Here is a 24186-nt window from a genome sequence, read left to right on the forward strand (position 1 = left end):
GGAAAAGGGCCGAGTCGCGGCGCGCGCCCGTCGGTCCTGAAACTTTCACGGCTTTCCCGCACGGCCGGCCGGACCGGCGATGGACCTGGCATCGGGAAACGCCCATTGAGCAGGGGAAACGTGCCAGAGTTCGCCTCCGGACGGGTCACGGTCTCGCACTCTGGGGAGTCGGCCCTCGACAACACCCGCGTGTCGCGGAAAAACGCCCCTTCGGCCGAATCAGGGCCTTGACGGAGACGAGCCGGAAGCCAAAACTGAGCGCACCGACCCCCGTGCACGACTGTGAGACGGCGGGCTCACAGCTGCAATTGTTAGCGCTAACACTTCGTCGGCACGAGACTCCTCACCAGGAAGGCACGGAAAGCCATCATGATTTTCCGATTAGGGCATCTGAAGAGGACGGCGCTGTCCGCGGGCGCGGCGATCACGCTCGCCGCCGGCCTGCTGGCCGGCCTCTCCGCACCGTCGGAGGCCGCCACGCAGGGGCCGTGTGACATCTACGCCGCGGGCGGCACGCCGTGTGTTGCGGCGCATAGCACGACGCGCGCTCTCTACGGCGGCTACAACGGCCCGCTGTACCAGGTGCGCCGTTCCTCGGACAACGCCACCCGGGACATCGGGGTGCTCAGCGCGGGCGGCGTGGCCGACGCCGCCACGCAGGACTCGTTCTGCTCCGGCACCACCTGCGTGATCACGATCATCTACGACCAGTCGGGCCGCAACAACCGGCTCACCCAGGCGCCTCCCGGCGGGTTCTCCGGCCCGGCCGCGGGCGGCTACGACAACCTCGCCATCGCGACCGCCGCGCCGGTCACCGTCGGCGGCCACAAGGCGTACGGCGTCTACGTGGCCCCCGGCACCGGCTATCGCAACAACAACACCAACGGTGTGGCCAGGGGCGACCAGCCGGAGGGCATGTACGCCGTCTTCGACGGCACCCACTACAACAACGGCTGCTGCTTCGACTACGGCAACGCCGAGACCAACAGCCGCGACAACGGCAACGGCACGATGGAGGCCATCTACTTCGGCAACAACAACTACTGGGGCTACGGCGCGGGCAACGGCCCCTGGATCATGGCCGACCTGGAGAACGGCCTGTTCTCCGGTGTCAACCAGCACTACAACGCCGGCAACCCGAGCATCAGCCACCGGTTCCTGACCGCCATCGTCAAGGGTGAGCCCAGCCACTGGGCCATCCGCGGCGCCAACGCCCAGTCGGGCGGCCTGTCGACCTTCTACAACGGGGCGCGGCCCAACGTCGCGGGCTACAACCCGATGAAGAAGGAAGGCGCCATCATCCTCGGCATCGGCGGCGACAACAGCGTCGGCGCCAGGGGCACCTTCTACGAGGGCGTGATGACGTCCGGTTATCCGTCCGACGCCACCGAGAACGCGGTGCAGGCCAACATCGTCGCCGCCGGATACGGCACGACGTCGGGCGGCGTCCAGAACGGCACGCTCACCCCCGGCTCGGCGATCTCGCTGCGCGCGACCACACCGGGCTACACCGACCGCTACGTCCGGCACCAGAACGACAACGTCATCACGTCCGTGATCACCTCGTCCAGCTCCACGCTGGACAAGAACGACGCCACCTGGATCGTGCGCAGCGGGCTGGCCAACAGTTCGTGCGTGTCGTTCGAGTCGAGGAACTACCCCGGCGACTACCTGCGGCACAGCTACTACCAGCTCTACCGGCAGCGCGACGACGGCAGCTCGCTGTTCGCCCAGGACGCCACCTTCTGCCCGCAGGCGGGCAAGAACGGCCAGGGGACGTCGTTCGCCTCCTACAACTTCCCGGCCCGGTTCCTGCGCCACTACAACAACACCGTCTACATCGCGAGCAACGGCGGATCGAACGCCTTCGACAACGCCAACCAGTGGAGCAACGACGTGAGCTGGGTCGTCTCCCAGCCCTGGGCCTAGCTCCCGGCTCCTCCGCACGACCGATGCCGCTCCCGGCCCCGGGGGCGGCATCACCGTTGTCCGACGAAAGGATCCTCGGTGTGACGCGTTCCGCCCCGGCATAGCCGTCGCGGCCCCCGGTGTGCGGCCCTCCCCCGGCCGCTCCGGCTCACGGGGCGCGCAGCGCGGTGAGGCCGGGGTCCGCCGCCCGCAGCGCCCGTACGCCGATGACGACGAGGGCGATCCCGCTCGCCACGAGCACAGCCAGTTGCAGGGTCGCGGTGAGGAAGGTGACGCCGGTCATGCCCGGCATCGTGCCTGCCCGGGCGAGCACGGCGGGCACGGCCAGGATCGCCGCCGCGAGTGCCACGGGCCCGGCGGACCGCCCCGGTGTCCGGTGCCGGAGCGCGCACCACACCGCGACCGCCGCCAGCGACACGGACGCGAGGCCCGTCGTGTCGGCCCACATCCAGGCCGCCACGAGAAGCTCCTCGGAGGGAATCCCGGCCCGTGTCGCCGCCCGTGTCGCCGCCCCCAGCACCCCGACGACCAGGGAGAGCAGGAGGCCCGCGGCGACCGGGAGCGCGAGCAGGAGCCGGGCCCGCCGCGCGGGCAGGCGGGGCGGCGGGGCGGCGCGATGGAACCCGGTCAAAAGCGCCAGCGCCGGGACCACGGCCGGCAGGAGCGAGCAGGCCCAGCGCACCGCGTTCTCCCACTCCGTCATCGGCGGCGGCACCAGCACGCAGGGCACGACGAGGGCCGCGACGGCCGCCGCTTTGGCCGTGCGGGCACGGCCTCGCGCGAGCGCGCCGAGGCTCACCGCCCACAGCAGGGGCGTCAGGTCGGCCAGCACGAGCCGCGCGCGGTCGGGGGATTCGGGATCGCCGATGCCCATGACGCCGTCGGGCAGGGCGTCCGCGGGGATGCCGTACGTCAGCACCGCCTGCCCGGCGTACAGGCCGGCGATCGTCGTCCAGAAGACGAGGCCGAGCAGGGCGGCCAGGCGGACCGTCTCGCCCCACAGGTAGGCCCCGGGCGGGGACCCCGGGCCGCCCAGCCGCAGCCGCAGCGCGAGCGCGGCCACGCTGGCGATCTCCAGGAGGCGCGGGCGCTGGTCGTCGTGCCCGGCCGGCGCGCGCCGGGCGCCGTCCATGAAGGCCGCGACCATCTCCTCCTCGCGCTCGGCCCGATAGGACGCCGGCAGCAGCCGCAGCCACCGCCGGTAGCGCTCCTCGAGCAGGCCGCGTTCGTCGTCGCGCTCACTCATGCCGGCCCTCCCGCCTGCCCGAGCCCCTGCCCGAGGCCCTGTCCGAGCCCCTGCCTGAGCCCCTGCCTGAGTCGCAGCCGTTCGACGGCGCGGCGCGCGTTGTCGGCCAGCCGTACGGCCTCCTCCTCCAGCGCCCGCGCCCCCTCGTCGGTCAGCCGGTAGTAGCGGCGCAGCCGTCCCTGCCGCACCTCCTCGCGGTCCGCCTCCACCCACCCGTCGGCGGCGAGCCGGTCGAGCACGCCGTACAGGGTGCCGATCTTGAGGTGGACCCGCCCTCCGGAGAGCCGCTCGACCTCCTGCGCGATGCCGTAGCCGTGCCGTGGCTCGTCGACGAGTGCGGTGAGAACGAGGAACGCCGGTTCCGTCATCGCCCGTGTTGTCACGGCCCCAGAATATATCGGAAGCCATGATATTCAAGTGGACCACACATCCGTGCGCGATTTGCCTATATGTATTAGGCAATTACATAATCCTTGAAGGCAACGTAGGGGGAGGGTTGATGGCGCGTGCGGGTCTGACCACGGAACGCCTGATCAGGGCGGGGGCGGAACTGGCCGACGAGGTCGGCTTCGAGCATGTGACGATCTCGGCGCTGGCCCGGCGGTTCGGCGTCAAGGTCGCGAGTCTGTACTCACATGTGAAGAGCTCACATGACCTCAAGACCGGGATCGCCCTGCTGGCGCTGGAGGAGCTCGCCGACCGGGTCGCCGACGCGCTGGCCGGGCGCGCCGGCAGGGACGCCCTGGCCGCCTTCGCCGCCGCCTACCGCGACTACGCCCGGGAGCATCCCGGCCGCTACGCCGCCGCCCGGTTCAGGCTCGACCCCGAGGCGGCGGCCGCGAGCGCCGGTGGCAGGCACGCCCAGATGACCCGGGCCATCCTGCGCGGGTACGACATCGCGGAGCCGGACCAGACGCACGCGGTGCGGATGCTGGGCAGCGTCTTCCACGGCTACGTCGACCTGGAGATGAGCGGAGGCTTCAGCCACACCGCCGTCGACCCGGACGAATCCTGGTCCTGGATCGTGGACTCCCTCGACACCCTGCTGCGCGACCGGACCACGCCCTGATCACGAACAGGCTGAGGCGATGAGCAGTTCCGGACCCGGGCGACCACCGTCGAGCTCGACGCGCTGCCCACCAAGAGGGCCTACCTGGGCCTGCCCGCCCCGGCGGACGGCGCCTACGACCTGCTCGTCGACGGCCGCCTCACGGCCCAGGCCACCGTGAGCGGCGGCAACGTCCGGGTCATCGACATGGCCACCCAGTCGGTCGAGCTCAGGGAAGGACCTCCGGGCACCGCCCGGTTCGCCGATCTGCCCGCGCGTGACAAGAACGTCGAGATCTGGCTTCCGCATACGGAGATCACCGAGCTGATCGCCCTGCGCACCGACGCCCCGATCGAGCCGGCGCCGGACGGCGGGCGCAGGGTGTGGCTGCACCACGGCAGCTCCATCAGCCACGGCTCGAACGCCGCCCACCCCACCGCCATCTGGCCCGCCCTCGCCGCCGCCGCGGGCGGAGTGGAGCTGATCAACCTGGGGTTCGGCGGAAGCGCGATGCTCGACCCGTTCACCGCCCGCACGATGCGGGACACCCCCGCCGACCTGATCAGCGTCAAGATCGGCATCAACATCGTCAACGGCGACGTGATGCGCCTGCGCGCGTTCACCCCCGCGGTCCACGGCTTCCTCGACACGATCCGCGAGGGACACCCGGCCACGCCGCTGCTGGTCGTGTCCTCCGTCCTGTGCCCGGTGCAGGAGGACACCCCCGGCCCGCTCGCACCCGACTTCCAGGGCGGGACCGTGCGGTTCACCGCCACAGGCGACCCGGCCGAGCGCGCCGCCGGGCGGCTGACGCTCAACGTCGTCCGCGACGAGCTCGCCCGGATCGTGGTGCAGCGCGCGGCCGACGACCCGCACCTGCACTACCTCGACGGCCGCGACCTTTACGGCGAGGCCGACTACGCGGAACTGCCGCTGCCCGACGAGGTGCATCCCGGCCCGGCGGGACATCGCCGCATCGGCGACAACTTCGCCCGGCTCGTGTTCGGCGCAGGCGGCCCGTTCGCGGTCACGGCCGGCTGATCGGTATTCCCGCCGGCGGTGAGGCCCTGATGTGCCCGGGCGGAAATGTGCTGTTACGGTAGGCCGCGGTGTGCCGGGAAGTCAGGTCGGCGCCGTCGTCCCGTTGCCCCCAACGGAGGTCTCGGTGGTATCGCAGTCGGCCCGCCGCCTCGGCGACGAGCGCGGGACCCCAGCCTGGCGTGGCCGCCCGCGCGTACGCGTACGGGGCCGCGACGGCGGAGAGCCGCGCGCATGAAACTGTTCTGGGCCATGGTGGCGCGCTTCCACCAGCCGGCGCAGGTGATCACGACGGTGTTCGGGGTGACGATCATCCTGGGCACCGTCCTGCTGTCCAGTCCGCTCGCCACGGCCTCCGGGGCGCCCGCGGACTGGCTCACCGCCCTGTTCACCGCGACGTCGGCGGTGTGCGTGAACGGGCTGACCGTCGTCGACACGGCCACGCACTGGTCGGCGTTCGGCGAGGTGGTCATCGCCGTCCTGATCCAGGTGGGCGGTCTCGGCATCATGACCCTGGCGACCGTCTTCACCCTGCTCGTCTCCCGCAGGCTGGGCCTGCGTGCCCGGTTGTCCGCGCAGGCCGAGACCCGGGTGCTCAACGGCAGCGACCTGCGGCGCGTCGTGGGCAAGGTGGTGCTGTTCAACCTGACATGCGAGGCGGTCGTGGGCACCGTCCTCACGCTCAGGTTCGTGCTCGGCTATGGCGAGCCCGTCGGGCGCGGCCTCTACCTGGGCCTGTTCCACGCGGTCTCGTCGTTCAACAACGCCGGTTTCGCGCTGTGGCCCGACAGCCTGGTGAGGTTCGCCGCCGATCCCTGGGTCTGCCTGACCGTCGCGGCGGCGGTGATCGTGGGCGGGCTCGGCTATCCCGTCGTGTTCGAGCTGCGCCGGTCCTGGCGCCGGCCCAGCCGCTGGTCGCTGCTGACCCGCATCACGCTCACGGTCACCGCCGTCCTGCTGGCGGGCGGCACCCTGGTCTTCCTCGTCACGGAGTGGACCAACCCCCGCACGCTCGGGCCGATGGACGAGCACGGCAAGCTGCTCGCCGCGTTCTTCACCGCCGTCATGCCGCGCAGCGCCGGATTCAACAGCCTCGACATCACGCAGATGCACCCCTCGAGCTGGCTCGTCACCGAGCTGCTGATGTTCGTCGGCGGCGGCAGCGCGGGCACCGCGGGCGGCATCAAGGTCACCACGCTGGGCCTGCTCACGTTCATCGTCTGGGCGGAGCTGCGCGGCGAGAGCCGGGTGAACATCGGCCACCGCCGCCTCACCGAGGCGGCGCAGCGGCAGGCGGTCTCGCTGACCGTGCTGAGCGTCGCCCTGGTCGCGCTCTTCACCTACGTCCTGCTGGTGCTGTCGCCGCAGTCCCTCGACCACGTGCTGTTCGAGGTCGTCTCCGCCTTCGGCACGACCGGGCTGTCCGTCGGCGTCGCCTCCGCCGCCTCCCCCGCCGCGCAGGTGCTGCTCACGCTGCTGATGTTCGTCGGCCGGATCGGCCCTCTCACGCTGGGCTCCGCCCTGGCGCTGAAGGATCGCGGCCGGCGCTATGAATTACCGGAGGAGGAGGTCATCGTTGGCTGACATGAGAAACGACCCCGTGGCCGTGATCGGTCTCGGCCGCTTCGGCACCGCGCTCGCCCTGGAGCTGGTGCGGCGCGGCACCGAGGTGCTCGCCATCGACCACCGCCCCAAGGTGGTGCAGAGCCTCGCGGGCCAGATCACGCACATCGCCACCGCGGACGCCACCGACCCCGAGGCGTTGCGCCAGCTCGGCCTGCCGGACTTCTACCGCGCGGTGTGCGCCATCGGCAGCGACCTGGAGGCGAGCATCCTCACCTCGTCGCTGCTGGTCGAGATGGAGATCGACGACATCTGGGCCAAGGCCGTGAGCCGGCAGCACGGCCGCATCCTCAGCCGGATCGGCGTCCAGCACGTGGTCTTCCCCGAGCACGACATGGGTGAGCGCGTGGCCCACCTGGTGAGCGGGCGGCTGCTCGACTACATGGAGGTCGACGAGAACTTCGCCCTGGTCAAGACCCTTCCGCCCAAGGAGTACGTCGGAGTGCCCCTCGGCGAGTCGAGCCTGCGCCGCAAATACGGGGTGACGGTGGTGGCGGTCAAGCGGCCGGACGAGGAGTTCACCTACGCCACCGCCGAGACCGAGCTCGGCTATGGCGACGTCATCATCGTGTCCGGCCGTACGGACCAGGTCGAACGCTTCGCGGAGCTGCCGTGACAGCGTGCGGGGAAGGCCGGATGTCCTGCTTTACCGGCCACGGCGTCACGAATTCGAGTAACGTCACTACTCGTAGTGATCAGGTGGGGCCCGCCGCGACTTGACCGTCCGGCCCGAAATGGTGCCATCCGTCGCGGGCATAGGGGAGTGCCGTGTTCACTACGCGGGAAAGAGTAAAGCCACCAAAGGAATCATGTGCTGACGTGTGGGGGCCGGCTATGGAGTCGCGATGAGTTCCCAGAGCATCTTGCGTGCGTTGCCGTTCATCGCGATTCTCCTGGTCGTCGTCGTCGACCTGATCACCGGGCCGGGGGTGGGTTTCCTTCCGCTCCTCACGCTGGGCCCGGCCTTCGCGTCGGTCGCGGGCAGCGTGCGCCGCACGGCCATGGTGGGGCTGCTGGCCCTCGCCATCTGCGTCCCCCTCGCCGTGTACGACGGCCTGCTCGGCCGGACGAGCAACAATCTCACCCTCACCGCGATCGTTGGCGTCACCGGCGCGAGCATGCTGGCCAGCCGCCTGCGCAACCGGCGCGAGCGCGAGCTGGCCAACGTCCGCTTGGTCGCCGAGGCGGCCCAGCGGGTGCTCCTGCGCCCGGTCCCCCGCCGCGCGAGCGACCTGCGGATCGCGCTCTCCTACACCTCCGCCGCGGCGGAGGCCCAGATCGGCGGCGACCTCTACGAGGTGGTGACCACCCCGGAGGGCGTACGGATCCTCATCGGCGACGTGCAGGGCAAGGGCCTGGAGGCGGTCGAGACCGCGGCGTGGGTGCTCGGCGCGTTCCGCGAGGCGGCCTACGACCAGTCCGAGCTCGCCGGTGTGGTCGAGCGGGTGGAGACCAGCCTGGCCCGGCACCTGAGCGGCGAGAAGTTCGTCACCGCCATACTCGCCGAAGTGCACGAGGGGGAGATCTCGCTGCTCAACTGCGGCCACCCCGCCCCGCTCGTGCTGCGGCGCGACGGCGGCGTCCACTTCGCGGAGCCGCAGGAGGAGGCCCTCCCGCTCGGGCTCGGCGGGCTCGGCTCGCCCCGGCCCAAGCCCCACCGGGTGCCGTTCGAGGAGGGCGACCAGATCCTCTTCTACACCGACGGCGTGATCGAGTGCCGCGACCGGCAGGGCCGCTTCTACCCGCTGACGGAGCGGGCCCATCTGCTGCGCGGCACCGATCCCCAGGTGGCGCTCGACGGGCTGCGCGCCGACCTGCTGCGCCACGCCGGCGGCCCCTTCCCCGACGACGCCGCCATGCTCCTGCTCCGCCGCCATCCCGGATGAGCCGGCACTCCGCGGGTCTGCTCCTCTGACCACTACCGGGCCGGGCGCTCCTGCGCGTTGGCCGTCTCGCGCTCGGTCATGGCGACCGAGCGGCGGAGAAAGTCGTGGATCACGCGAGCTGCTCGTCGCTGTAGTCCTCCAGCAGCTCGTCGAGCCTCCTGACGCCGGCCTCCATCGAGCCGTTGATGGGTCCAAATTCTCGCGCGTCCGGTCCCGAGGCAGGGTCGAGCGCCAGACGGTGGCCGGCCCTCCTGGTCGTCCTCCTCGCCGCCTTCATGGACCTGGTGGACACCACCATCGTCACGGTGGGCCTGCCCGAGATACGGAAGGACCTGTGGGCTACCGACGCCGGCCTGCAGTGGGTGGCGGCCGGCTATGCCCTGGCCTTCGCGCTCATGCTCATCACCGGCGGCCGCCTCGGCGACGTCTTCGGCCGCAGGAAGACCTTTCTCGCCGGCATCGTGGGCTTCACCATCGCCTCGGCGCCGGCGGGGGCCGCGCAGGGCCCCGAGACCCTGATCGGCGCGCGCGTCCTGCAGGGCGCGCCGGCTGCGGTGATGATTGCGCAGGTCCTGACCTACATCCAGGTCGGTTTCAGCGCCGCGGAGCGTCCCCGGGCACTCGGCCTGTACGGCATGGTCCTGGCCCTCGCCGGTGTCAGCGGGCCGCTGCTGGGAGGTCTGCTCATCGACGCCGGCCTCTTCGGCTGGGACTGGCGCACCATCTTCCTGATCGACTCCGTCTTCCTCCGCTCGAGCGAGCAGGCCCTGTGGGTCATCGTCGGCCTGCTGAGGGTGAGCTTCGTGGCGAGCTTCCTGCTGCCGTCCGGCCCCGTGCGGCCCGGGCGGGCCGGGCAGGCGGCCGGGACCGGTCGTGATGCGGCGGTCTGCCGCACGCCAAACCCCCGTGACCCGCGGCGTCGTTTACGCGTACGGGTGCCGGGAAGGGCCCCTCGGGCGAGCCGTTCGATGCCGGAGCCGATCATGAAGGTGTCGATGATGAAGGTGCCGATGATGAACGTGCCGATGATGAACGTGCAGAGCACCGTGGTGAAGCGCGCGGGCGACATCCTGACGTCGGCGATCGGCAGCGTCGTGGGCGCCGTGGCCGACCCGAAGGGCGCCCTCAAGCAGGTCAAGTCGGTCATGTCGTCGCCGAAGCCTCTCGCCGTCGCCGCCGGTCTCGTCGCGGCGTACGCCCTCGGCTGGTGGCGCGGCCACCGGGCCGGCTCCCGCTGAACGGGACCGTTGCGGAACCCGCCCGTACGGTCGAATGCAATCGGAGGCGGACATGACCGAGATCGTGGGTGAGAGCCTGGCCCGGCGGCTGGTGGAGTGGGGGGTCGACACGATCTTCGGGCTCCCCGGCGACGGGATCAACGGCCTGATGGAGGGGTTCCGCCGGCACCGCGAGAAGCTGCGCTTCATCCTGGTGCATCACGAGGAAGCCGCCGCGTTCATGGCGACCGGCTACGCGAAGGCGACCGGCCGGCTCGGCGTGTGCGCCGCGACCTCGGGGCCGGGCGCCATCCACCTGCTGAACGGCCTGTACGACGCCAAGCTCGACCACGTGCCCGTGCTGGCCCTGACCGGCATGCAGGAGACCTCGGTGCTGGGCACCCACTATCAGCAGGAGGTCCACCTCGACCGCCTCTATCAGGACGTCGCCGCCTACAACCTGATGGTGACCAACCCGCAGCAGATGCCCGGCGTGGTCGACCTCGCGGTGCGCACCGCGCTGACCAGGCGGACGGTGTCGCACCTGACCTTCCCCAACGACATCCAGGTGGCGCCCGCGAGCGAGGACCCTTACCGGCACGTCAGCCCCGGCACCCCGCCCGCGAGCCTGACGACCTGCTCGCTCCCGCCGCTGCGGCCCGTCGAGGAGGACCTGGCGCGGGCGGCCGAGGTGCTGAACCAGGGTGAGCGGATCGCCATGCTGGTCGGCGTCGGCGCGCGGCACGCCCGCGAGGAGGTGCTGGCGGTCGCCGACAGGCTGGGCAGCCCGATCGTGAAGACCCTCCCCGGGAAGGTCGTGGTGCCGGACGACCACCCGCTCACCACCGGCGGGCTCGGCCTGCTCGGCACCGCGCCGAGCGAGGAGCTCATGGAGGAGTGCGACACGCTGCTGATGGTCGGCACGTCCTTCCCCTACGGGAAATACCTGCCGCCCGAGGGGCAGGCCCGGGTGGTGCAGATCGACGCAGACCCCTCCCTGCTGGGCATCCGGCGGCCGACCGAGGCCCCGGTCGCCGCCGACGCGAAGCTCGCGCTGCGGGCGCTGCTGCCGATGCTCGCCCCGGCGAAGGACCGGTCGTTCCTGGAGAAGTACCAGCGCAAGATGGACGCCTGGCGGCGCGACATGAGGGCGCTGCAGGATCCCGGCCGCGATCCGATCGCGCCGCAGTACCTCATGGGCTGCGTCGACGAGGCGGCCTCCGGCGACGCCATCCTGACCTGTGACTCCGGGACCATCGCGACGTGGGCCGCGCGGCACTGGACGATCCGCGGCGGGCGGGAGTTCTACCTGTCGGGCAACCTCGCCACGATGGCCCCGGGCCTGCCGTACGCCATCGGGATGCAGCACGCCTTCCCCGGCCGCCAGGTGATCGCGTTCGTGGGCGACGGCGGGTTCGCCATGCTCATGGCCGACTTCCTCACGGCCGTACGGCACGACCTGCCCATCAAGGTCGTGATCAACAACAACAACGGCTACGGGCAGATCCTCTGGGAGCAGATCATTCTCGGCTACCCCGAGTATGCCGTGCGGCACCGGCCGCCCGAGGCCGACTTCTCCGCCTGGGCCCGCGCCTGCGGCGCGTACGGGGCGAAGATCAAGGACCCGATGGACCTGCCGAGGGCGATCCGGGACGCGCTGGCGCACGACGGGCCGGCGCTGGTGGACTGCGACGTCAATCCCAACGAGCCGCCGATGCCGGGCAAGGTCAGGTATGAGCAGGCCAAGCACTTCACCGAGGCGTTCCTGCGCGGCCAGCCGCACAAGGCGGGCGTGCTCGCCACGGTCGCCCGCGACAAGATCAACGAGCTGCTGTCCTGACGGTCGTGCCTCCGGCCGGAGCCGGCCGGGCGAGCGGGCGCGGGGGCCGCTCGCGGGGTCCTCGCATCCGCGATGTGCAGGCAACGTCGGCATGGAACCCGGTGACGGCCGGCTCGGCGTGACGTAGCTCACATCCCCAACATTTCGAGATTTTTGGAACTAAATGCGGGGCCCGGCGGTTACAACCGTTCGATCTATTTCGAACGATAGCCGGAGCCACGATGACAAGTCGCCTGCACGAACGACAGCACGCCCTCGACACCCCGGCGGTGAGACGCCGCGGCCTCGCGGCCCTGCCGCGCGCGGCGGCCTTCTGGCTGGTGGCGGGCACCACCGCCATCCTGCTGTCCGCTTCGAGCGCGCCGAGCCCCCTCTATCCCGTGTATCAGGCCGAGTTCGGCTTCAGCGCCCTCACGCTGACGGCGATCTTCGCCGTCTACGTGCTCGCACTGCTGGTCAGCCTGCTCACGGTGGGGCGGCTGTCCGACTTCCTCGGCCGCCGCCCGGTCCTCGCCGTGGCGCTGGTCGCCGAGGCGGCCGCGATGGCCGTCTTCCTCGGCGCGAACGGCGTCGCCGCCCTTGTCGCCGCCCGTGTCATCCAGGGCCTCGCGACCGGCGCCGCGATCGGTGTGGTCGGTGCGTACCTGCTCGACCTGCAACCCGCCGACGGGTCGCGGCTGGGATCGCTCGTCAACGGCGCCGCCACCACCGCGGGCCTGAGCATCGGCACGGTCGGGAGCGGGGTGCTGATCGAGTACGCGCCGCACCCCACCCGGCTGATCTTCGTGATTCTCACGGCGGCGTTCGTCGTCCTCGCGATCGTGACGGCGGTGCTGCCCGAGACCGTCGAGCGGGCTCCCGGCGCCGCCGCCGCGCTGCGCCCGAAGGTGCTCGTCCCCGCGCCGGCCAGGCGCGCGTTCCTGCGCGCGGTCCCGGTCATGCTCTCCACCTGGATGCTCGGCGGACTGATCTTCTCCGTCGGGGCGTCGCTGCTCGCCGCGGTGCTCGACGAGCACAACCACGCGGCGATCGGCCTCGTCCTCGGCGCGCTCGCCGCGGTCTCGGCGCTCGTGTCGGTGCTGCTCAGGAACCGCGCGCCGGAGCGCCTCCAGCGCGAGGGAACGCTGCTGCTCCTCCTCGGGACGATCCTGCTGATCGTCGCCGTGGCATCGGCTTCGCTGCCCCTCTTCGTCGTGGCGGCGCTCGTCGCGGGCGCCGGGTGGGGGCCGGCGTACCTGGGCGCCTTCCGGACGGTCAGCCAGCTCGCGGAGCCGCACGAGCGGGCCGCGCTGATCTCGGCGATCTACGTGGTGAGCTACCTGGCGTTCAGCATTCCGGCCTTGATCGCCGGGATCGCCATCGCCACGCAGGGCCTGCGGGGGACCTCACTGGTCTATGGCGCCGTGGTCGCCGTCGTGGCCGCCGGCACCCTCGTCTACGAGGCGCTGGGCCGGCGCGAGGCGCTCGCCTCGTGACGGCGGCGGCACAATCGTTCAAGACCGCCGCCGCGCCGTCGGCTACAACGGTCCCCGGCGTGCCGCCGCCGCGGCACGGGACGTGAGCGGGGAGGCGAACGGATGGACGTGGGCTTCGTCGGTCTCGGGATCATGGGGCAGCCCATGGCGCTCAACCTGGTCCGGGCCGGAACCCCCCTCGTGGTGTGGAACCGTACGGCCGCCAGGACCGAGCCGCTGCGCGCCGCGGGCGCGCAGGTGGCGGGCAGCGCGGCCGAGGTGTTCCGGCGGGTGCGGGTGGTGATCCTCATGCTGGCCGACGAGGCCGCGATCGACGCGGTGCTGGAGCGGGGCACGCCCGCCTTCGCCCGCAACGTCGCGGACCGGGTCGTGGTGCACATGGGCACGACCTCCCCCGTCTACTCGGCCGGCCTGGAGGCCGACGTGCTGGCGGCCGGAGGCCGCTACGTCGAGGCGCCGATCTCCGGTTCCCGCGTGCCCGCCGAGCAGGGGCGGCTGGTGGCGATGCTCGCCGGCCGCCCTGACGCCGTTGAGGAGGTCCGCCCGCTGCTGACGCCGATGTGCGTCAAGACGGTGGTGTGCGGGCCCGCGCCCAAGGCGCTGCTGACGAAGCTCGCGGTCAACATCTTCCTGATCACGACGGTCACCGGCCTCGCGGAGTCGCTGCACTTCGGCGAGCGTCAGGGCCTCGACATCGAGCTGCTCGTGGACGTGCTCAACTCGGGCCAGATGGCGAGCGACATCTCGCGGGTGAAGGCGGTCAAGCTGGCCGGGCGCGACTTCGCCGCCCAGGCCGCCATCGCCGACGTGCTGAAGAACAACCGGCTCATCGCCGAGGCGGCCCGGCGGGCCGGCCTCGCCTCACCGCTGCTGGACGTCTGCCATACGCTCTTCGGCGAGACCCTCGCGCTGGGCCACGCCGACCAGGACATGGCCGCCGTCGTCCACGCGATCGAGGCCAGGACGGACGGGGAAGGAGCACGCCGATGACCTCTCACCCGGTCGTCATCGTCACCGGAGGGACGCGCGGGATCGGCCGGAGCACGGTGCGTCGCCTGTGCGCGGACGGGTTCGGCGTCGTCTTCACCCACTCCGGCTCCGACGTGGACGCCAAGGCGCTGGAGGACGAGCTCGGCCGCTCCGGCGCCCTCGTCCGCGGCGTACGGCTCGACGTGACCGGGGAGGACGCGCCGGAGCGGCTGTTCGAGCTGGCCGAGGCGACCGGAGAGGTCACCGGCCTGGTCAACAACGCGGGGGTGACCAGCAGGATCGGGCCGTTCACCGGTCTGACCGACGCCGACCTGCGGCGGGTCGTCGATGTGAACCTGGTGGCGCCCGTGCGGCTGTGCCGGGAGGCGGCGCGGCGCTGGACCGCGGGCGCGTCCGAGCCGGCGACCGCGTCGTCGTCCGGGCGGGTGATCGTGAACGTCTCCTCGGTCGCGTCGCGCACCGGCTCGCCGCACGAGTACGTTGCGTACGCCGCGACCAAGGCTGCGGTCGAGACGCTGACCGTGGGCCTGGCCCGCGAGCTCGCCCCGGCCGGCATCCGGGTCAACGCCGTCGCGCCGGGGACGATCGACACCACGATCCACGCGCGCTCCGGGGAGCCGGGACGGGCGGAGCGGGTGGCGGCCCGCATCCCGATGGGGCGTCCCGGCAGGCCCGAGGAGATCGCCGAGGCGGTCGCCTGGCTGCTGTCGGAGCGGGCGTCGTACGTCACCGGCGCCGTGCTCAACGTCGACGGCGGGCTCTGACAGCGGGATCTGACAGCGGGCTCTGACGGCGTCCTGATTACCGGGCTCGCCAGCCGGACCGGACGCGATCACGGTCCTTGATGTCGGCATCGTGCGAAGATGTCGGGATGCTGTCTCGAATAGCGCCGGCCGCCGTGGTGGCCGGCGCGACGTTCATGATCATCCCCCAGGCCGAGGCCGCGACGGCCCCGCCCGTGATCCGTTATGCGGGTCTCGGGTCCTGCCTCCAGTCCGACGGCGGCCGGCATCCCTGCGGCCCGTTGAAGCTCTGGCTGAGCAACGGCCGCGTCGTCCCGCTCCCCAGTGCCCGCAGGACCGTGGCGGCCGGCGAGTACGTCGTCGCCGGCGTCGTCGCCGTCTCCCAGGACGGCGCCCATGCCGCGTACTTCGCGGGGAAGGACGGCGTGCTCACGATCTGGGCGGCCGCGACCGGCAAGGTGCGCGAGGTGCCCACCGTGACGTGGCCGGACGACCTCCGGATGGACGCGCTCACCCTCTCCCCTGGTGGCCGGTTCCTCGGCATGCGCGGCGTGAACGCCTCCGAGTGGGAGGTGAATCGCGTCGCGGACACGACCACGGGAAAGGTGTTCACCCTGCCGAGGGGATACCAGACCTGGGACTTCAGCCCGGACGGGAAGCGCATGATGGCGGGCGACAACCGGAGGGCGGTGCTCTACGCGACCGGCACGTGGTCGGTGAAGTTGCGGCGGTCCGTCTACATGCGGGGTGATCTCGGCCCCGACGGCGTCACCGTGGCCGCCCCGAAGTGGACGAAGACCGGCGGTTCGGTGAAGAACGTGGTCCTCACCCGCAATCTGGCCACCGCGAAGAAGAGCAGCATCCCCATCCGGCTCCGCAAGGGCGAGACCGCCCTGACGGCACGCTGGGACAGAGCGGGCCACCTCGACGTGCTGACCCGCTCCGATCGTCAGGTGGGCGGCGACCTGCGCAGGACGCACACCTGGTATCGGGTGAACCGCACCACGCACCAGCTGCGCAGGCTCGACTCCTTCGTCATCCCGTCCTCGGTGGGAGGCTACGTCCTCGCCCAGTGACGGCCCGGAAGGGCGCAGCGCGTCGGGCGCGAGCAGCGCCGCGGCCGCGCTCCACACGGCCATCACCGCGAGGGGCGCGGCACACGCGACGGCGATCGTCCTCCGCGCGGGGCGACAGCGGCGGGCGAGCGTGAACGCGAGCACGAAGGCGAGGAACGCCCCCCAGCCGATGGAGTGCGACGCCGGTCGTCAGGCGAGCGCGGCGGTCCACTTCGCGGGCGTGAGGCCGTAGGCCCGTTTGAACATGCGCGACATGTGGGCCTGGTCGGCGAAGCCGGCGAGCTGGGCCGCCTCGGCCAGGGGCACGCCGCCGCGCAGCAGCCGGCGGGCCAGGTCGAGTTGCCGCATGGTGCGGAAGCGGGTCGGGCTGGTGCCGAACGCCTCGCGGAACTGCCGCGCGACCGTCCACCGGTCGAGGCCCGAGACCTGCTCGAACTCCGCGAGCGTGTGCCGCGTCGTCGGGTCGTCCGCGATCAGGTCGCGCACCCGGGCCAGCGCCTCCAGCGGGAGCGGAGCCCGCCTGCCCGGCCTCGCGGAGGAGTGGTGCACGAGCGTGCGGACCACCCGGAGTGTGAGCGTCAGCCGTTCGGCCTCGTCCAGCGGCTCGTCGATGTCGCGCAGCCACGCGGCGAGCGCGGGGTCGGCGTCGCGCCGCGCGATCACGGGATCGGCGACGAACGGCAGCGGCGCCCCGCCGAGCGCCTCCTGCACGAGGGAGGGATCGAGGTAGATGATCCGGTAGCCGAATCCCTCGTCGGTGCCCGCCACACCGTCGTGCGGCTCGTCGGGGTGCAGGACGTGCCACTCCCCCGGCAGGCAGTGCCGCTGCTCACCGCGATAGCGGAACGTCTGCACGCCCCGCAGCGTCATCCCGATCGCGTACGTGTCGTGGCGGTGCGTGGAGAAGCCCTCGCCGGCGAGCGACGCCTCCAGCCGCTCGATGCCCGCCGCGCCGGAGCCGAACCGCAGCCGGTGGCCGGGCCCGGTCCCGCCCTCCGGCAGATGCCGGCGCAGGCCCGCGCCGGCGTCCGGTGACTCGTGCCGCACGCGCCGAGACTACCGGCGTCCGCGGCCGTCGTCGGGTCCTGGGGACGGCCTTTGGGCGCGGGAGACGGCGGACGGCGGTTTTGACCCCGGCTCGCCCCACCGATCACGATGGGGGCGTGAACGAAACCCCTGTTGAGGTGCCCGCGCCGCGTCACGGCCGGGAGCCGGCGCCGAGCATCCGGGACGTCGCGGCGGCGGCGGGCGTGTCCCGGCAGACGGTGTCCCGGGTGCTCAACGCCTCGCCCAAGGTGAGCGCCGAGACGCGGCGGACCGTCATGGAGGTCATCGAACGGCTGCGCTATCGGCCCAACCGGGTGGCCCGGGCGCTGGGGACGGGACGGGCGCGGGGCGTGACCGTGGTCACCTCCGACACCATGCTGTACGGCTACGCCTCGACGCTGCAGGGCATCGAGGAGGCGGCCCGGGTCGAGGGCCTGGCCGTCGGGGTGCGGGTGGTCGAGTCCGACCGGGAGAGCGACGTCCGCAACGCCGCCGACTACGTCAGCGACCCGAGCGCCGGGGGTGTGATCGTGATCGCGTTCGACGCGGCCGGCATCGCGGTGCTGCGTGCGCTCCCCGAGTCGCTGCCCGCCGCGGCCGCGATCGAGCCCGGCGTGCCCGTGGTGGGCCGCCCGGCGATCTGCCTCGACGAGCAGCAGGCGTCGGCCGAGGCGACGCGCCACCTGCTGGCCCTGGGGCACCGGACCGTCCACCACGTGGCCATCCCGTCGGAGTCGGAGCACAACGGACGTCTCGCGGGCTGGCGTCGCGCGCTGGACGAGGCCGGGGCGGCCGTTCCGCCGGTGGTCCCGGCGGGCTGGGACGTGCGGTCGGCGTACGAGGCGGGGCGGGTGCTGGCCGCGGACTCCGGCGTGACCGCGATCCTGTGCGGCAACGACGACATCGCGCTCGCGGTGCGCCGCGCCCTGTTCGAGGCGGGCAAGGACGTGCCGGGTGACGTGAGCATCGTGGGCTTCGACGGGGTGCCCGGCTCGGCGTACTGGACGCCGGCGCTCACGACGGTGGAGATGGATTTCGCCGGGCTGGGCCGCGCCACGGTGGCGGCGGTGCTGGCCGAGCTCGCCGGGGAGCCGCAGCCGGCCGTGTCGCTGACGCCGCCGCGACTGGTGGTGCGCGAGTCGACGGCGCCCCCGCGCGCTCACGGGGCGCGGTAACCCAGAACCACGCGCCGCCGCGGCCGCGCTGACGGTCGCTTCGGGCACGGAGCCGGATGTTGTTAACAAGCCGGATGTTGTTAACAAGAACGTAACGGGCCCTTCCCCTCGCCGATGTGACCGGTCACACTCGCATTCGTACGGATGTGACCGGTCACACGCATGCAGGGGAAGGGTCCGGGCTCGCCCGCCGCCCGCGGCCGTTCTCCCCGCAAGGGCCTCCGTCACGGCCCGCACGCCGTCATGACCTCCGGAGAACCCGGCGCGATCGTCAGGAGACGCAGTTGAACGCACGGCACACCGAGACCAGCCTGGTGTGGGGGCACTCGGCGTTGCGGGTGGTGATCGCCATATCACCCGACGGTGTGGTGAGCATCCGCGAGCTGGGCGCGGGCGACCCGGCGCCGAGGCCGCCCGCGCAGCCTCTCGTGGAGGTGCTGCTGGCCGGGCAGGGACGGGCGCGGGCCTCCCATCGCTTCTCCGACACCGCCGTCGGCCGCCGCTTCACCTACGTGGGGGCGGAGCAGGTCCGCGACGGGCGGTGGCACGAGCTGCGGATCACCCTGCGCGACGAGCAGACCGGCCTGGAGGCGCACACGCACCTGCGCTCGGCCGAGGGCGTGCCGGCCGTACGGACCTGGACGACGATCAGCAACCGGGGCGTCCGGGAGGCGGTCGTGCTGGGCGTGACCTCGTTCGCCGCCGGGTTCCCGGCCGGCTCGGCCGACGGGCTGGAGGTCCTACACGCCGACAGCGAGTGGCTGGGCGAGAGCCGCTGGCGCGTACGCCCGCTGCGCGCGGAGATGGCCGACCTCAACCTGCCGCTGCACGGCCAGGACGGCCGGGGCCGCCTGGCCGTCACCAGCACGGGCACCTGGTCGACCGGGCAGCACCTGCCCACGGCGGGCCTGCTCGACCCGCACTCCGGCCGGGCCTGGCTGTGGCAGGTCGAGCACAACGGCCCCTGGCGGTGGGAGGTCGGCGAGCGCAGGGACGGCGTCTACGTCGCACTGCTCGGCCCCACCGACATCGACCACCAGTGGCACACCGTCCTCGCTCCCGGCGAGTCGTTCACCACGGTCCCGGCGTCGGTGGCCGTCTCCTCCGCCGGGCCGCACGGTGTCCATGGCGGCCTGCACGGCGTCCATGGCGGCCTGCACGGCGTCCATGGCGGCCTGCACGGTGTCCATGGCGGCCTGCACGGTGTCCATGGGGGCCTACACGGGGCGGCGGCCGCGCTGACCGCCCACCGGCGCGCCCTGGTGCGCCCCCATCAGGACCGGACCCGCCTGCCCGTGGTCTTCAACGACTACATGAACACGCTCATGGGCGACCCGACGACCGCGAAGCTGATCCCGCTGATCGACGCCGCCGCCGAGGCGGGCGCCGAGGTGTTCTGCATCGACGCCGGCTGGTACGACGACGACGGCGACTGGTGGGACAGCGTGGGCGAGTGGCAGCCGTCCCAGACGCGGTTCCCGCGGGGCATCGAGGAGGTGCTCTCCCACATCCGCGAGCGCGGCATGGTCGCCGGCCTGTGGCTGGAGCCCGAGGTGATCGGCGTGCGCAGCCCGATGGCCGACAAGCTGCCCGCCCAGGCGTTCCTGCAGCGCGGCGGCACGAGGATCGTGGAGCACGGCCGCTATCACCTCGACCTGCGGCATCCGGCCGCCGTCGCCCACCTCGACGAGGTCGTCGACCGGCTCGTGGAGCAGCTCGGCGTGGGCTACTTCAAGCTCGACTACAACATCGACCCCGGCGCGGGCACCGACGTCGACGCCGCCAGCCCGGGCGCGGGGCTGCTCGCCTGCAACCGGGCCCACCTGGCGTGGCTGGAGGCGGTCCTCGACCGCCATCCCGGCCTGATCCTGGAAAACTGCGCCTCCGGCGCGATGCGCATGGACTACGCCCTGCTGTCGCGGATGCAGCTCCAGTCGACCAGCGACCAGCAGGATCCCCTGCGGTATCCCCCGATCGCGGTGGCCGCCCCCCTGTCCGTGCTGCCGGAGCAGTCCGCGAGCTGGGCCTATCCCCAGCCGGACATGGACGACGAGCAGGTCGCCTACAGCCTGTGCACCGGCATGCTGGGCCGCCTCTACCTGTCCGGCCACCTGCCCACCATGACCGCCGCGCAGCGCGAGTCGGTCAGGGCGGCCGTCGCCGCCTACCGGGGCATCCGCGCCGACCTGGCCGAGGCCGCACCCGTCTGGCCGCTGGGGCTGCCGGGCTGGGCCGACCCCTGGCTCAGCCTCGGCCTCGCCACCCCGGACCACACGTACGTCGGGGTCTGGTGCCGCACGGACGAACCGGCGGCGGCCTCGCTGTCCCTCCCGCACCTCACCGGGCGCCCGGTCGGCGTCGAGGTCGTCTACCCCCGCCACCTGCCCGCCTGGGACGGGGAGTGGGACAGAGAGGCGGGCCGGCTCGTCCTCACCAAGCCGATTTCCGGCCCTTCTGCCCGCATATTGCGCGTTTCACCCGTCTCATCATCCTCGCCCGATTCATCCCTCCCGCTCTGAAATCCCGGGCCTGCGGTCCGGGCGCCCCCAGAAGAGAGATCGACCCATGAAGAAATGGCAGACCCTGGCGGTCGTCGCCGCCCTCGCCGCGGGGGCCGCGGCCTGTAGCGACCCCTCTGTGGACCCCTCTGTGGACCCCTCTGTGGACTCCGCCGCCGACCCGGCCGGCGGCACCGCGGGCGGCCCGGCCGCCGCCGCCTGGCCCGAGCCGACCGCCAGGCTCGACGGCGTCACCCTGACCATCTGGGCCGCGCAGAACAGCAACGCCGTCCCCAAGCAGGTCGTCGACGCGTTCGGCAAGGCCACCGGCGCGAAGGTCGACATCGTCACCATCCCCGACCCCTACGAGCAGGGCGTGCAGACCAAGGTCGCCACCGGGGACAAGCCCGACCTGGCGTTCTGGCAGCCGACCGCGTCCATGCTCACGGCCGTCAACGCCAGGGCCAACCTGCAGCCGCTGGACCAGGCCCCCTGGCTGTCCAAGCTCGCGCCGCAGCTCAAGGACATCACCGGGATCCTGGACGGCACGCGGTACGCCGCCCTCATCACCAGCCCGGCCGTCGAGGGCGTCTACTACAACAAGGAGGTCTTCGCGGCCAACGGGATCACCGAGACCCCGAAGAACTTCGACGAGATGATCGAGCTGGGCCGCACGCTCAAGGCCAAGGGCGTCACCCCCTTCTACGAGATGGCCGGCGACCGGTGGGCCACGCAGTGGTGGGTCCAGGTGCAGCTCGCCGACGCGGCCGAGGACGGGCTCTGGGACAAGATCAACAAGGGTGAGGAGACCTTCTCCAGCCCGGTCGTGCTCGACGCGATCAAGAAGTACAAGTCGCTGATCGACGAGGGACTGTTCAACAAGGACATCAAGACCGCCACGTTCGAAGACCAGGGCAGGGCCCTGCTCGACGGCAAGGCCGCCATGGTCGTGCAGGTCAACTCGTTCTTCGGCCAGCTCCAGGCGACCGCCGACACCGCCACGCTCGACAAGAGGATCGGTTTCTTCCCGATCTCCCCCAGCGGCAACGTCGGCACCTTCATCCCCGACCAGTCCAACGCCCTGGTGGCGTTCAGGACCGGCGACGCCAAGCGCGAGGCCGCCGCGCGCCAGCTCCTGTCGTACTGGATGGGTCCGGGCTACAAGGACTTCGTCGCCGACCGCAACACCGTCTCCCTGGAGACCGACGTGCCGAGCCCGGCCTCGGTGCCCAAGGCCCTGCGGCAGGTGCACGACTCCCTCGGCGAGGCCGTCGGCTCCATGCAGGCCCTGGCCGTGGCCAACCCCGACCTGTACATCAATCTCGCCGACATGATCACGGGCACCATGACGCCCGAGCAGGTGGCCTCCGCCACCCAGGAGCAGTTCGCCCAGCTCGCCAAGGCCGCCGGGGCGGCCGGTTTCTGACGTCCGACGACACCCGCCCGGCACCTGAGGACACGCCATGCTGACTGCCACGGACACCCCCGTCCCGGACCGGCCGCTCGCGCCGCCGCCCGCCCCGCGCGGTCCCGCCGGCCGCACCCGCCGCAGGCCGGACCGGACCCACCCGATGTGGTTCATGGCCCCGGCGCTCGCGATCCTGCTGGTGTTCTTCTTCCTGCCGACCGCGTTCAACTTCGTCTACGCGTTCACCGACTGGTCGGGCTTCAAGAGCGCCATCAGGCCGGTCGGCTTCGACAACTTCGCCGACCTCGCCTCCAGCGGCACGCTGTTCTCCGCGCTGCGCATCACCGTGGTCTACGCCGTGCTCGTGGCGGTCTTCCAGAACCTCTTCGGGCTGGGCCTGGCCCTCCTGCTGGAGCGGGACACCTGGGTCAACCGCACGCTGCGGGTCTTCTTCCTCATCCCGGTGCTGATGTCGGCCCTGGCCGTCGGCTACGTCTTCCAGGCCCTGCTCAAGCCGGAGGGCAGCCTCAACCAGCTCCTGTCGCAGCTCGTCCGTCACGACGTGGACTACGCCTGGCTGGGCGACACCCGATGGACCATCGTCGTGGTCGCCGTGGTCCACGCGTGGAAGTGGATGGGCCTGTCCATGCTCATCTACCTGGCCGGGCTAAAGACGATCCCGGAGGAGATCATGGAGGCGTCCCGCATCGACGGCGCCTCGCGCTGGCACGCGTTCCGGCGGCTGCGCTTCCCGCTGCTCGCCCCCGCGATCACGTTCAACGTCGCCACCGCCCTGCTCGGCTCCATGAACGGCTTCGACATCGTGCAGGCCACCACCGGCGGCGGCCCGGCCCGGACGACCGAGATCCTCAACATCTTCATCTATCGGACCTTCGGACAGGGCCTGTTCGCCCAGGCCACGACCATGAGCCTGGTGCTGTTCCTGCTCGTGTCGCTCATGGCCTTCCCCGTCATCCGCATCCTGCGCAAGCGCGAGGAGATCCTGTGACGCCGCACGCCCCCGCCCGCCGGAGCCCTGCCCGCCGGGGCCCCGCAGCCTCCGGGCGCGCCTCGTTCGCGACCCGCCTGCAGCCGTTCACCGCCACGGCGCTCGCGCTGGTCACCATCGGCATCCCGCTGTGGCTCGTCGTGGCGACCGCGGGCAAGTCGCGGGGCGAGGCCCTCATCCCGAACCTCACCCCGCCCACCCACTGGCACCTGCTGGAGAACCTGGGCGAGGTGTGGCGCGAGGGCGAGGTGCCCGCGGCGTTCTTCGGCAGCCTCCTCGTCGTGGTGCCCGCCGTGATCGGCGTCCTGATCTTCGGGTCGATGGCGTCCTGGATCCTCGCCCGGCGCGCCACCCGGCTCAACGCCGTGCTGTACGCGCTGGCCATCAGCGGCGTCATCCTGCCGCCCGCGGTGGTCACGGTCGTGCTGCTGCTGCGCCAGCTCGGCCTCGCCGGCAGCGCCGTCGGGATGATCGGCGTCTACATGGGCATCTACATGTCCACCGTGATCTTCTTCGTCACCGGTTTCGTCCGCACCATCCCCGTCTCGCTGGAGGAGGCCGCCCAGATCGACGGCGCGGGGCCGGTGCGCGTCTTCTTCCACGTCGTGCTGCCGCTGCTGCGGCCGGTGCTGGCCACCGCCACGATCCTCGTCTGCCTCTACGTCTGGAACGACGTCTTCTACGCCTTCTTCGTGATCGGCGGCCGTCTCGACACCCTGCCGCTCAACCTCTTCCGCGTCGCCAGTGCCGGGCTCTACCTCGACAACTGGCACCTCATCTTCGCCTACGTCATCCTCATGAGCCTGCCGCTCGTCGTGGTCTTCGCCGTCGCCCAACGCAAGATCATCTCGGGCATCACCAGCGGCGCCGTCAAGTGAGCGCCGCCGGATAGCGACGGCGGGCGCTGTTTTCGCCTCCGATCCCGGCGGTGCCCGTCG

General features: G+C 71.8%; 20 protein-coding genes and 1 pseudogene. 17 read left to right on the forward strand and 4 right to left on the reverse strand.

Annotated elements, in window-relative coordinates:
* Positions 1–369 precede the first annotated feature (369 nt).
* Positions 370–1929 carry an alpha-L-arabinofuranosidase B gene (locus FLX08_RS07965; RefSeq protein WP_142617572.1) on the forward strand — a complete coding sequence of 520 codons (1560 nt, stop codon included), beginning with the start codon at positions 370–372 and terminating at the stop codon, positions 1927–1929.
* 148 nt (positions 1930–2077) lie between these two features.
* On the opposite strand, the gene FLX08_RS07970 is transcribed toward FLX08_RS07965, so the two are convergent.
* Positions 2078–3175 (reverse strand): hypothetical protein, encoded by a 1098-nt coding sequence (locus FLX08_RS07970; RefSeq protein WP_142617573.1) that lies wholly within the window; start codon positions 3173–3175, stop codon positions 2078–2080.
* Positions 3172–3558 carry a PadR family transcriptional regulator gene (locus tag FLX08_RS07975; protein ID WP_244312480.1) on the reverse strand — a complete coding sequence of 129 codons (387 nt, stop codon included), beginning with the start codon at positions 3556–3558 and terminating at the stop codon, positions 3172–3174. Before FLX08_RS07975 ends, FLX08_RS07970 begins: the two co-directional genes overlap by 4 nt.
* 116 nt (positions 3559–3674) lie before the next feature.
* Between FLX08_RS07975 and FLX08_RS07980 the strand changes: the two genes are divergently transcribed.
* From FLX08_RS07980 to FLX08_RS08000, 5 genes and pseudogenes are all read left to right on the forward strand, one after another.
* The gene (locus tag FLX08_RS07980) at positions 3675–4244 is read left to right on the forward strand and encodes a TetR/AcrR family transcriptional regulator (protein ID WP_142617574.1); all 570 of its coding nucleotides are present in this window, start codon (positions 3675–3677) and stop codon (positions 4242–4244) included.
* 30 nt (positions 4245–4274) lie between these two features.
* Positions 4275–5264, forward strand: a pseudogene (locus tag FLX08_RS07985) (GDSL-type esterase/lipase family protein); the annotation flags it as partial.
* Positions 5265–5495: 231 nt separating this feature from the next.
* Positions 5496–6845, forward strand: coding sequence for a TrkH family potassium uptake protein (locus tag FLX08_RS07990; protein WP_142617576.1), 1350 nt, complete (start codon positions 5496–5498; stop codon positions 6843–6845).
* Position 6846: 1 nt separating this feature from the next.
* On the forward strand, positions 6847–7500 hold the full coding sequence (locus tag FLX08_RS07995; protein ID WP_240971594.1) for a potassium channel family protein: 654 nt from the start codon (positions 6847–6849) through the stop codon (positions 7498–7500).
* A gap of 229 nt (positions 7501–7729) precedes the next feature.
* On the forward strand, positions 7730–8770 hold the full coding sequence (locus tag FLX08_RS08000) for a PP2C family protein-serine/threonine phosphatase (RefSeq protein ID WP_142617577.1): 1041 nt from the start codon (positions 7730–7732) through the stop codon (positions 8768–8770).
* A 109-nt stretch (positions 8771–8879) separates the two neighbouring features.
* Here the strand turns inward: FLX08_RS08000 and FLX08_RS40460 are convergent, their stop codons facing one another.
* Entirely contained in the window at positions 8880–9062 is a 183-nt protein-coding gene (locus FLX08_RS40460) for a hypothetical protein (protein WP_167530312.1), read from the reverse strand.
* Between FLX08_RS40460 and FLX08_RS08005 the strand changes: the two genes are divergently transcribed.
* The 6 genes from FLX08_RS08005 (at position 9055) to FLX08_RS08030 (ending at position 16111) form a co-directional block, all read left to right on the forward strand.
* Positions 9055–10008 carry an MFS transporter gene (locus FLX08_RS08005; protein WP_167530313.1) on the forward strand — a complete coding sequence of 318 codons (954 nt, stop codon included), beginning with the start codon at positions 9055–9057 and terminating at the stop codon, positions 10006–10008. The genes FLX08_RS40460 and FLX08_RS08005 overlap by 8 nt on opposite strands.
* Before the next feature lie 52 nt (positions 10009–10060).
* Positions 10061–11827, forward strand: coding sequence for a thiamine pyrophosphate-dependent enzyme (locus FLX08_RS08010; protein WP_142617579.1), 1767 nt, complete (start codon positions 10061–10063; stop codon positions 11825–11827).
* 221 nt (positions 11828–12048) lie between these two features.
* A complete protein-coding gene (locus tag FLX08_RS08015) occupies positions 12049–13302 on the forward strand; it encodes an MFS transporter (RefSeq protein WP_142617580.1) in 1254 nt (417 codons plus the stop codon).
* A 102-nt stretch (positions 13303–13404) separates the two neighbouring features.
* The gene (locus FLX08_RS08020) at positions 13405–14292 is read left to right on the forward strand and encodes an NAD(P)-dependent oxidoreductase (protein ID WP_142617581.1); all 888 of its coding nucleotides are present in this window, start codon (positions 13405–13407) and stop codon (positions 14290–14292) included.
* Positions 14289–15056: an SDR family NAD(P)-dependent oxidoreductase gene (locus FLX08_RS08025; protein ID WP_142617582.1), complete on the forward strand. Its 768-nt coding sequence runs from the start codon at positions 14289–14291 to the stop codon at positions 15054–15056. Before FLX08_RS08020 ends, FLX08_RS08025 begins: the two co-directional genes overlap by 4 nt.
* A gap of 107 nt (positions 15057–15163) precedes the next feature.
* Positions 15164–16111 (forward strand): WD40 repeat domain-containing protein, encoded by a 948-nt coding sequence (locus FLX08_RS08030; protein ID WP_142617583.1) that lies wholly within the window; start codon positions 15164–15166, stop codon positions 16109–16111.
* Between the two features lie 189 nt (positions 16112–16300).
* Here the strand turns inward: FLX08_RS08030 and FLX08_RS08035 are convergent, their stop codons facing one another.
* Positions 16301–17158, reverse strand: a complete 858-nt coding sequence (locus tag FLX08_RS08035) for an AraC family transcriptional regulator (RefSeq protein ID WP_244312481.1) — start codon at positions 17156–17158, stop codon at positions 16301–16303.
* Positions 17159–17274: 116 nt separating this feature from the next.
* On the opposite strand from FLX08_RS08035, the gene FLX08_RS08040 reads away from it, so the two are divergent.
* The 5 genes from FLX08_RS08040 to FLX08_RS08060 all read left to right on the forward strand — a co-directional run bounded on the left by FLX08_RS08040 (position 17275) and on the right by FLX08_RS08060 (position 24126).
* Complete coding sequence (locus tag FLX08_RS08040; RefSeq protein WP_208761320.1) at positions 17275–18333, forward strand: LacI family DNA-binding transcriptional regulator; 1059 nt, start codon at positions 17275–17277, stop codon at positions 18331–18333.
* 284 nt (positions 18334–18617) lie between these two features.
* Positions 18618–20852, forward strand: a complete 2235-nt coding sequence (locus tag FLX08_RS08045) for an alpha-galactosidase (RefSeq protein ID WP_208761321.1) — start codon at positions 18618–18620, stop codon at positions 20850–20852.
* A 46-nt stretch (positions 20853–20898) separates the two neighbouring features.
* On the forward strand, positions 20899–22257 hold the full coding sequence (locus FLX08_RS08050; RefSeq protein ID WP_142617584.1) for an ABC transporter substrate-binding protein: 1359 nt from the start codon (positions 20899–20901) through the stop codon (positions 22255–22257).
* 37 nt (positions 22258–22294) lie between these two features.
* Entirely contained in the window at positions 22295–23248 is a 954-nt protein-coding gene (locus FLX08_RS08055; protein ID WP_208761322.1) for a carbohydrate ABC transporter permease, read from the forward strand.
* A complete protein-coding gene (locus FLX08_RS08060; RefSeq protein WP_208761323.1) occupies positions 23245–24126 on the forward strand; it encodes a carbohydrate ABC transporter permease in 882 nt (293 codons plus the stop codon). The genes FLX08_RS08055 and FLX08_RS08060 overlap by 4 nt, the downstream gene beginning before the upstream one ends.
* Positions 24127–24186: the final 60 nt, after the last annotated feature.

The organism is Microbispora hainanensis (assembly GCF_006874475.1).
Lineage (GTDB): Bacteria > Actinomycetota > Actinomycetes > Streptosporangiales > Streptosporangiaceae > Microbispora > Microbispora hainanensis.

What these genes read in the sequence shown, in the direction of transcription:
- FLX08_RS07965 (WP_142617572.1), top strand. Translation starts at nt 370, where the DNA reads ATGATTTTCCGATTAGGGCATCTGAAGAGGACGGCGCTGTCCGCGGGC.
- FLX08_RS07970 (WP_142617573.1), bottom strand. Translation starts at nt 3,175, where the DNA reads ATGAGTGAGCGCGACGACGAACGCGGCCTGCTCGAGGAGCGCTACCGG.
- FLX08_RS07980 (WP_142617574.1), top strand. Translation starts at nt 3,675, where the DNA reads ATGGCGCGTGCGGGTCTGACCACGGAACGCCTGATCAGGGCGGGGGCG.
- FLX08_RS07990 (WP_142617576.1), top strand. Translation starts at nt 5,496, where the DNA reads ATGAAACTGTTCTGGGCCATGGTGGCGCGCTTCCACCAGCCGGCGCAG.
- FLX08_RS07995 (WP_240971594.1), top strand. Translation starts at nt 6,847, where the DNA reads ATGAGAAACGACCCCGTGGCCGTGATCGGTCTCGGCCGCTTCGGCACC.
- FLX08_RS08000 (WP_142617577.1), top strand. Translation starts at nt 7,730, where the DNA reads ATGAGTTCCCAGAGCATCTTGCGTGCGTTGCCGTTCATCGCGATTCTC.
- FLX08_RS08010 (WP_142617579.1), top strand. Translation starts at nt 10,061, where the DNA reads ATGACCGAGATCGTGGGTGAGAGCCTGGCCCGGCGGCTGGTGGAGTGG.
- FLX08_RS08015 (WP_142617580.1), top strand. Translation starts at nt 12,049, where the DNA reads ATGACAAGTCGCCTGCACGAACGACAGCACGCCCTCGACACCCCGGCG.
- FLX08_RS08020 (WP_142617581.1), top strand. Translation starts at nt 13,405, where the DNA reads ATGGACGTGGGCTTCGTCGGTCTCGGGATCATGGGGCAGCCCATGGCG.
- FLX08_RS08025 (WP_142617582.1), top strand. Translation starts at nt 14,289, where the DNA reads ATGACCTCTCACCCGGTCGTCATCGTCACCGGAGGGACGCGCGGGATC.
- FLX08_RS08030 (WP_142617583.1), top strand. Translation starts at nt 15,164, where the DNA reads ATGCTGTCTCGAATAGCGCCGGCCGCCGTGGTGGCCGGCGCGACGTTC.
- FLX08_RS08050 (WP_142617584.1), top strand. Translation starts at nt 20,899, where the DNA reads ATGAAGAAATGGCAGACCCTGGCGGTCGTCGCCGCCCTCGCCGCGGGG.
- FLX08_RS08055 (WP_208761322.1), top strand. Translation starts at nt 22,295, where the DNA reads ATGCTGACTGCCACGGACACCCCCGTCCCGGACCGGCCGCTCGCGCCG.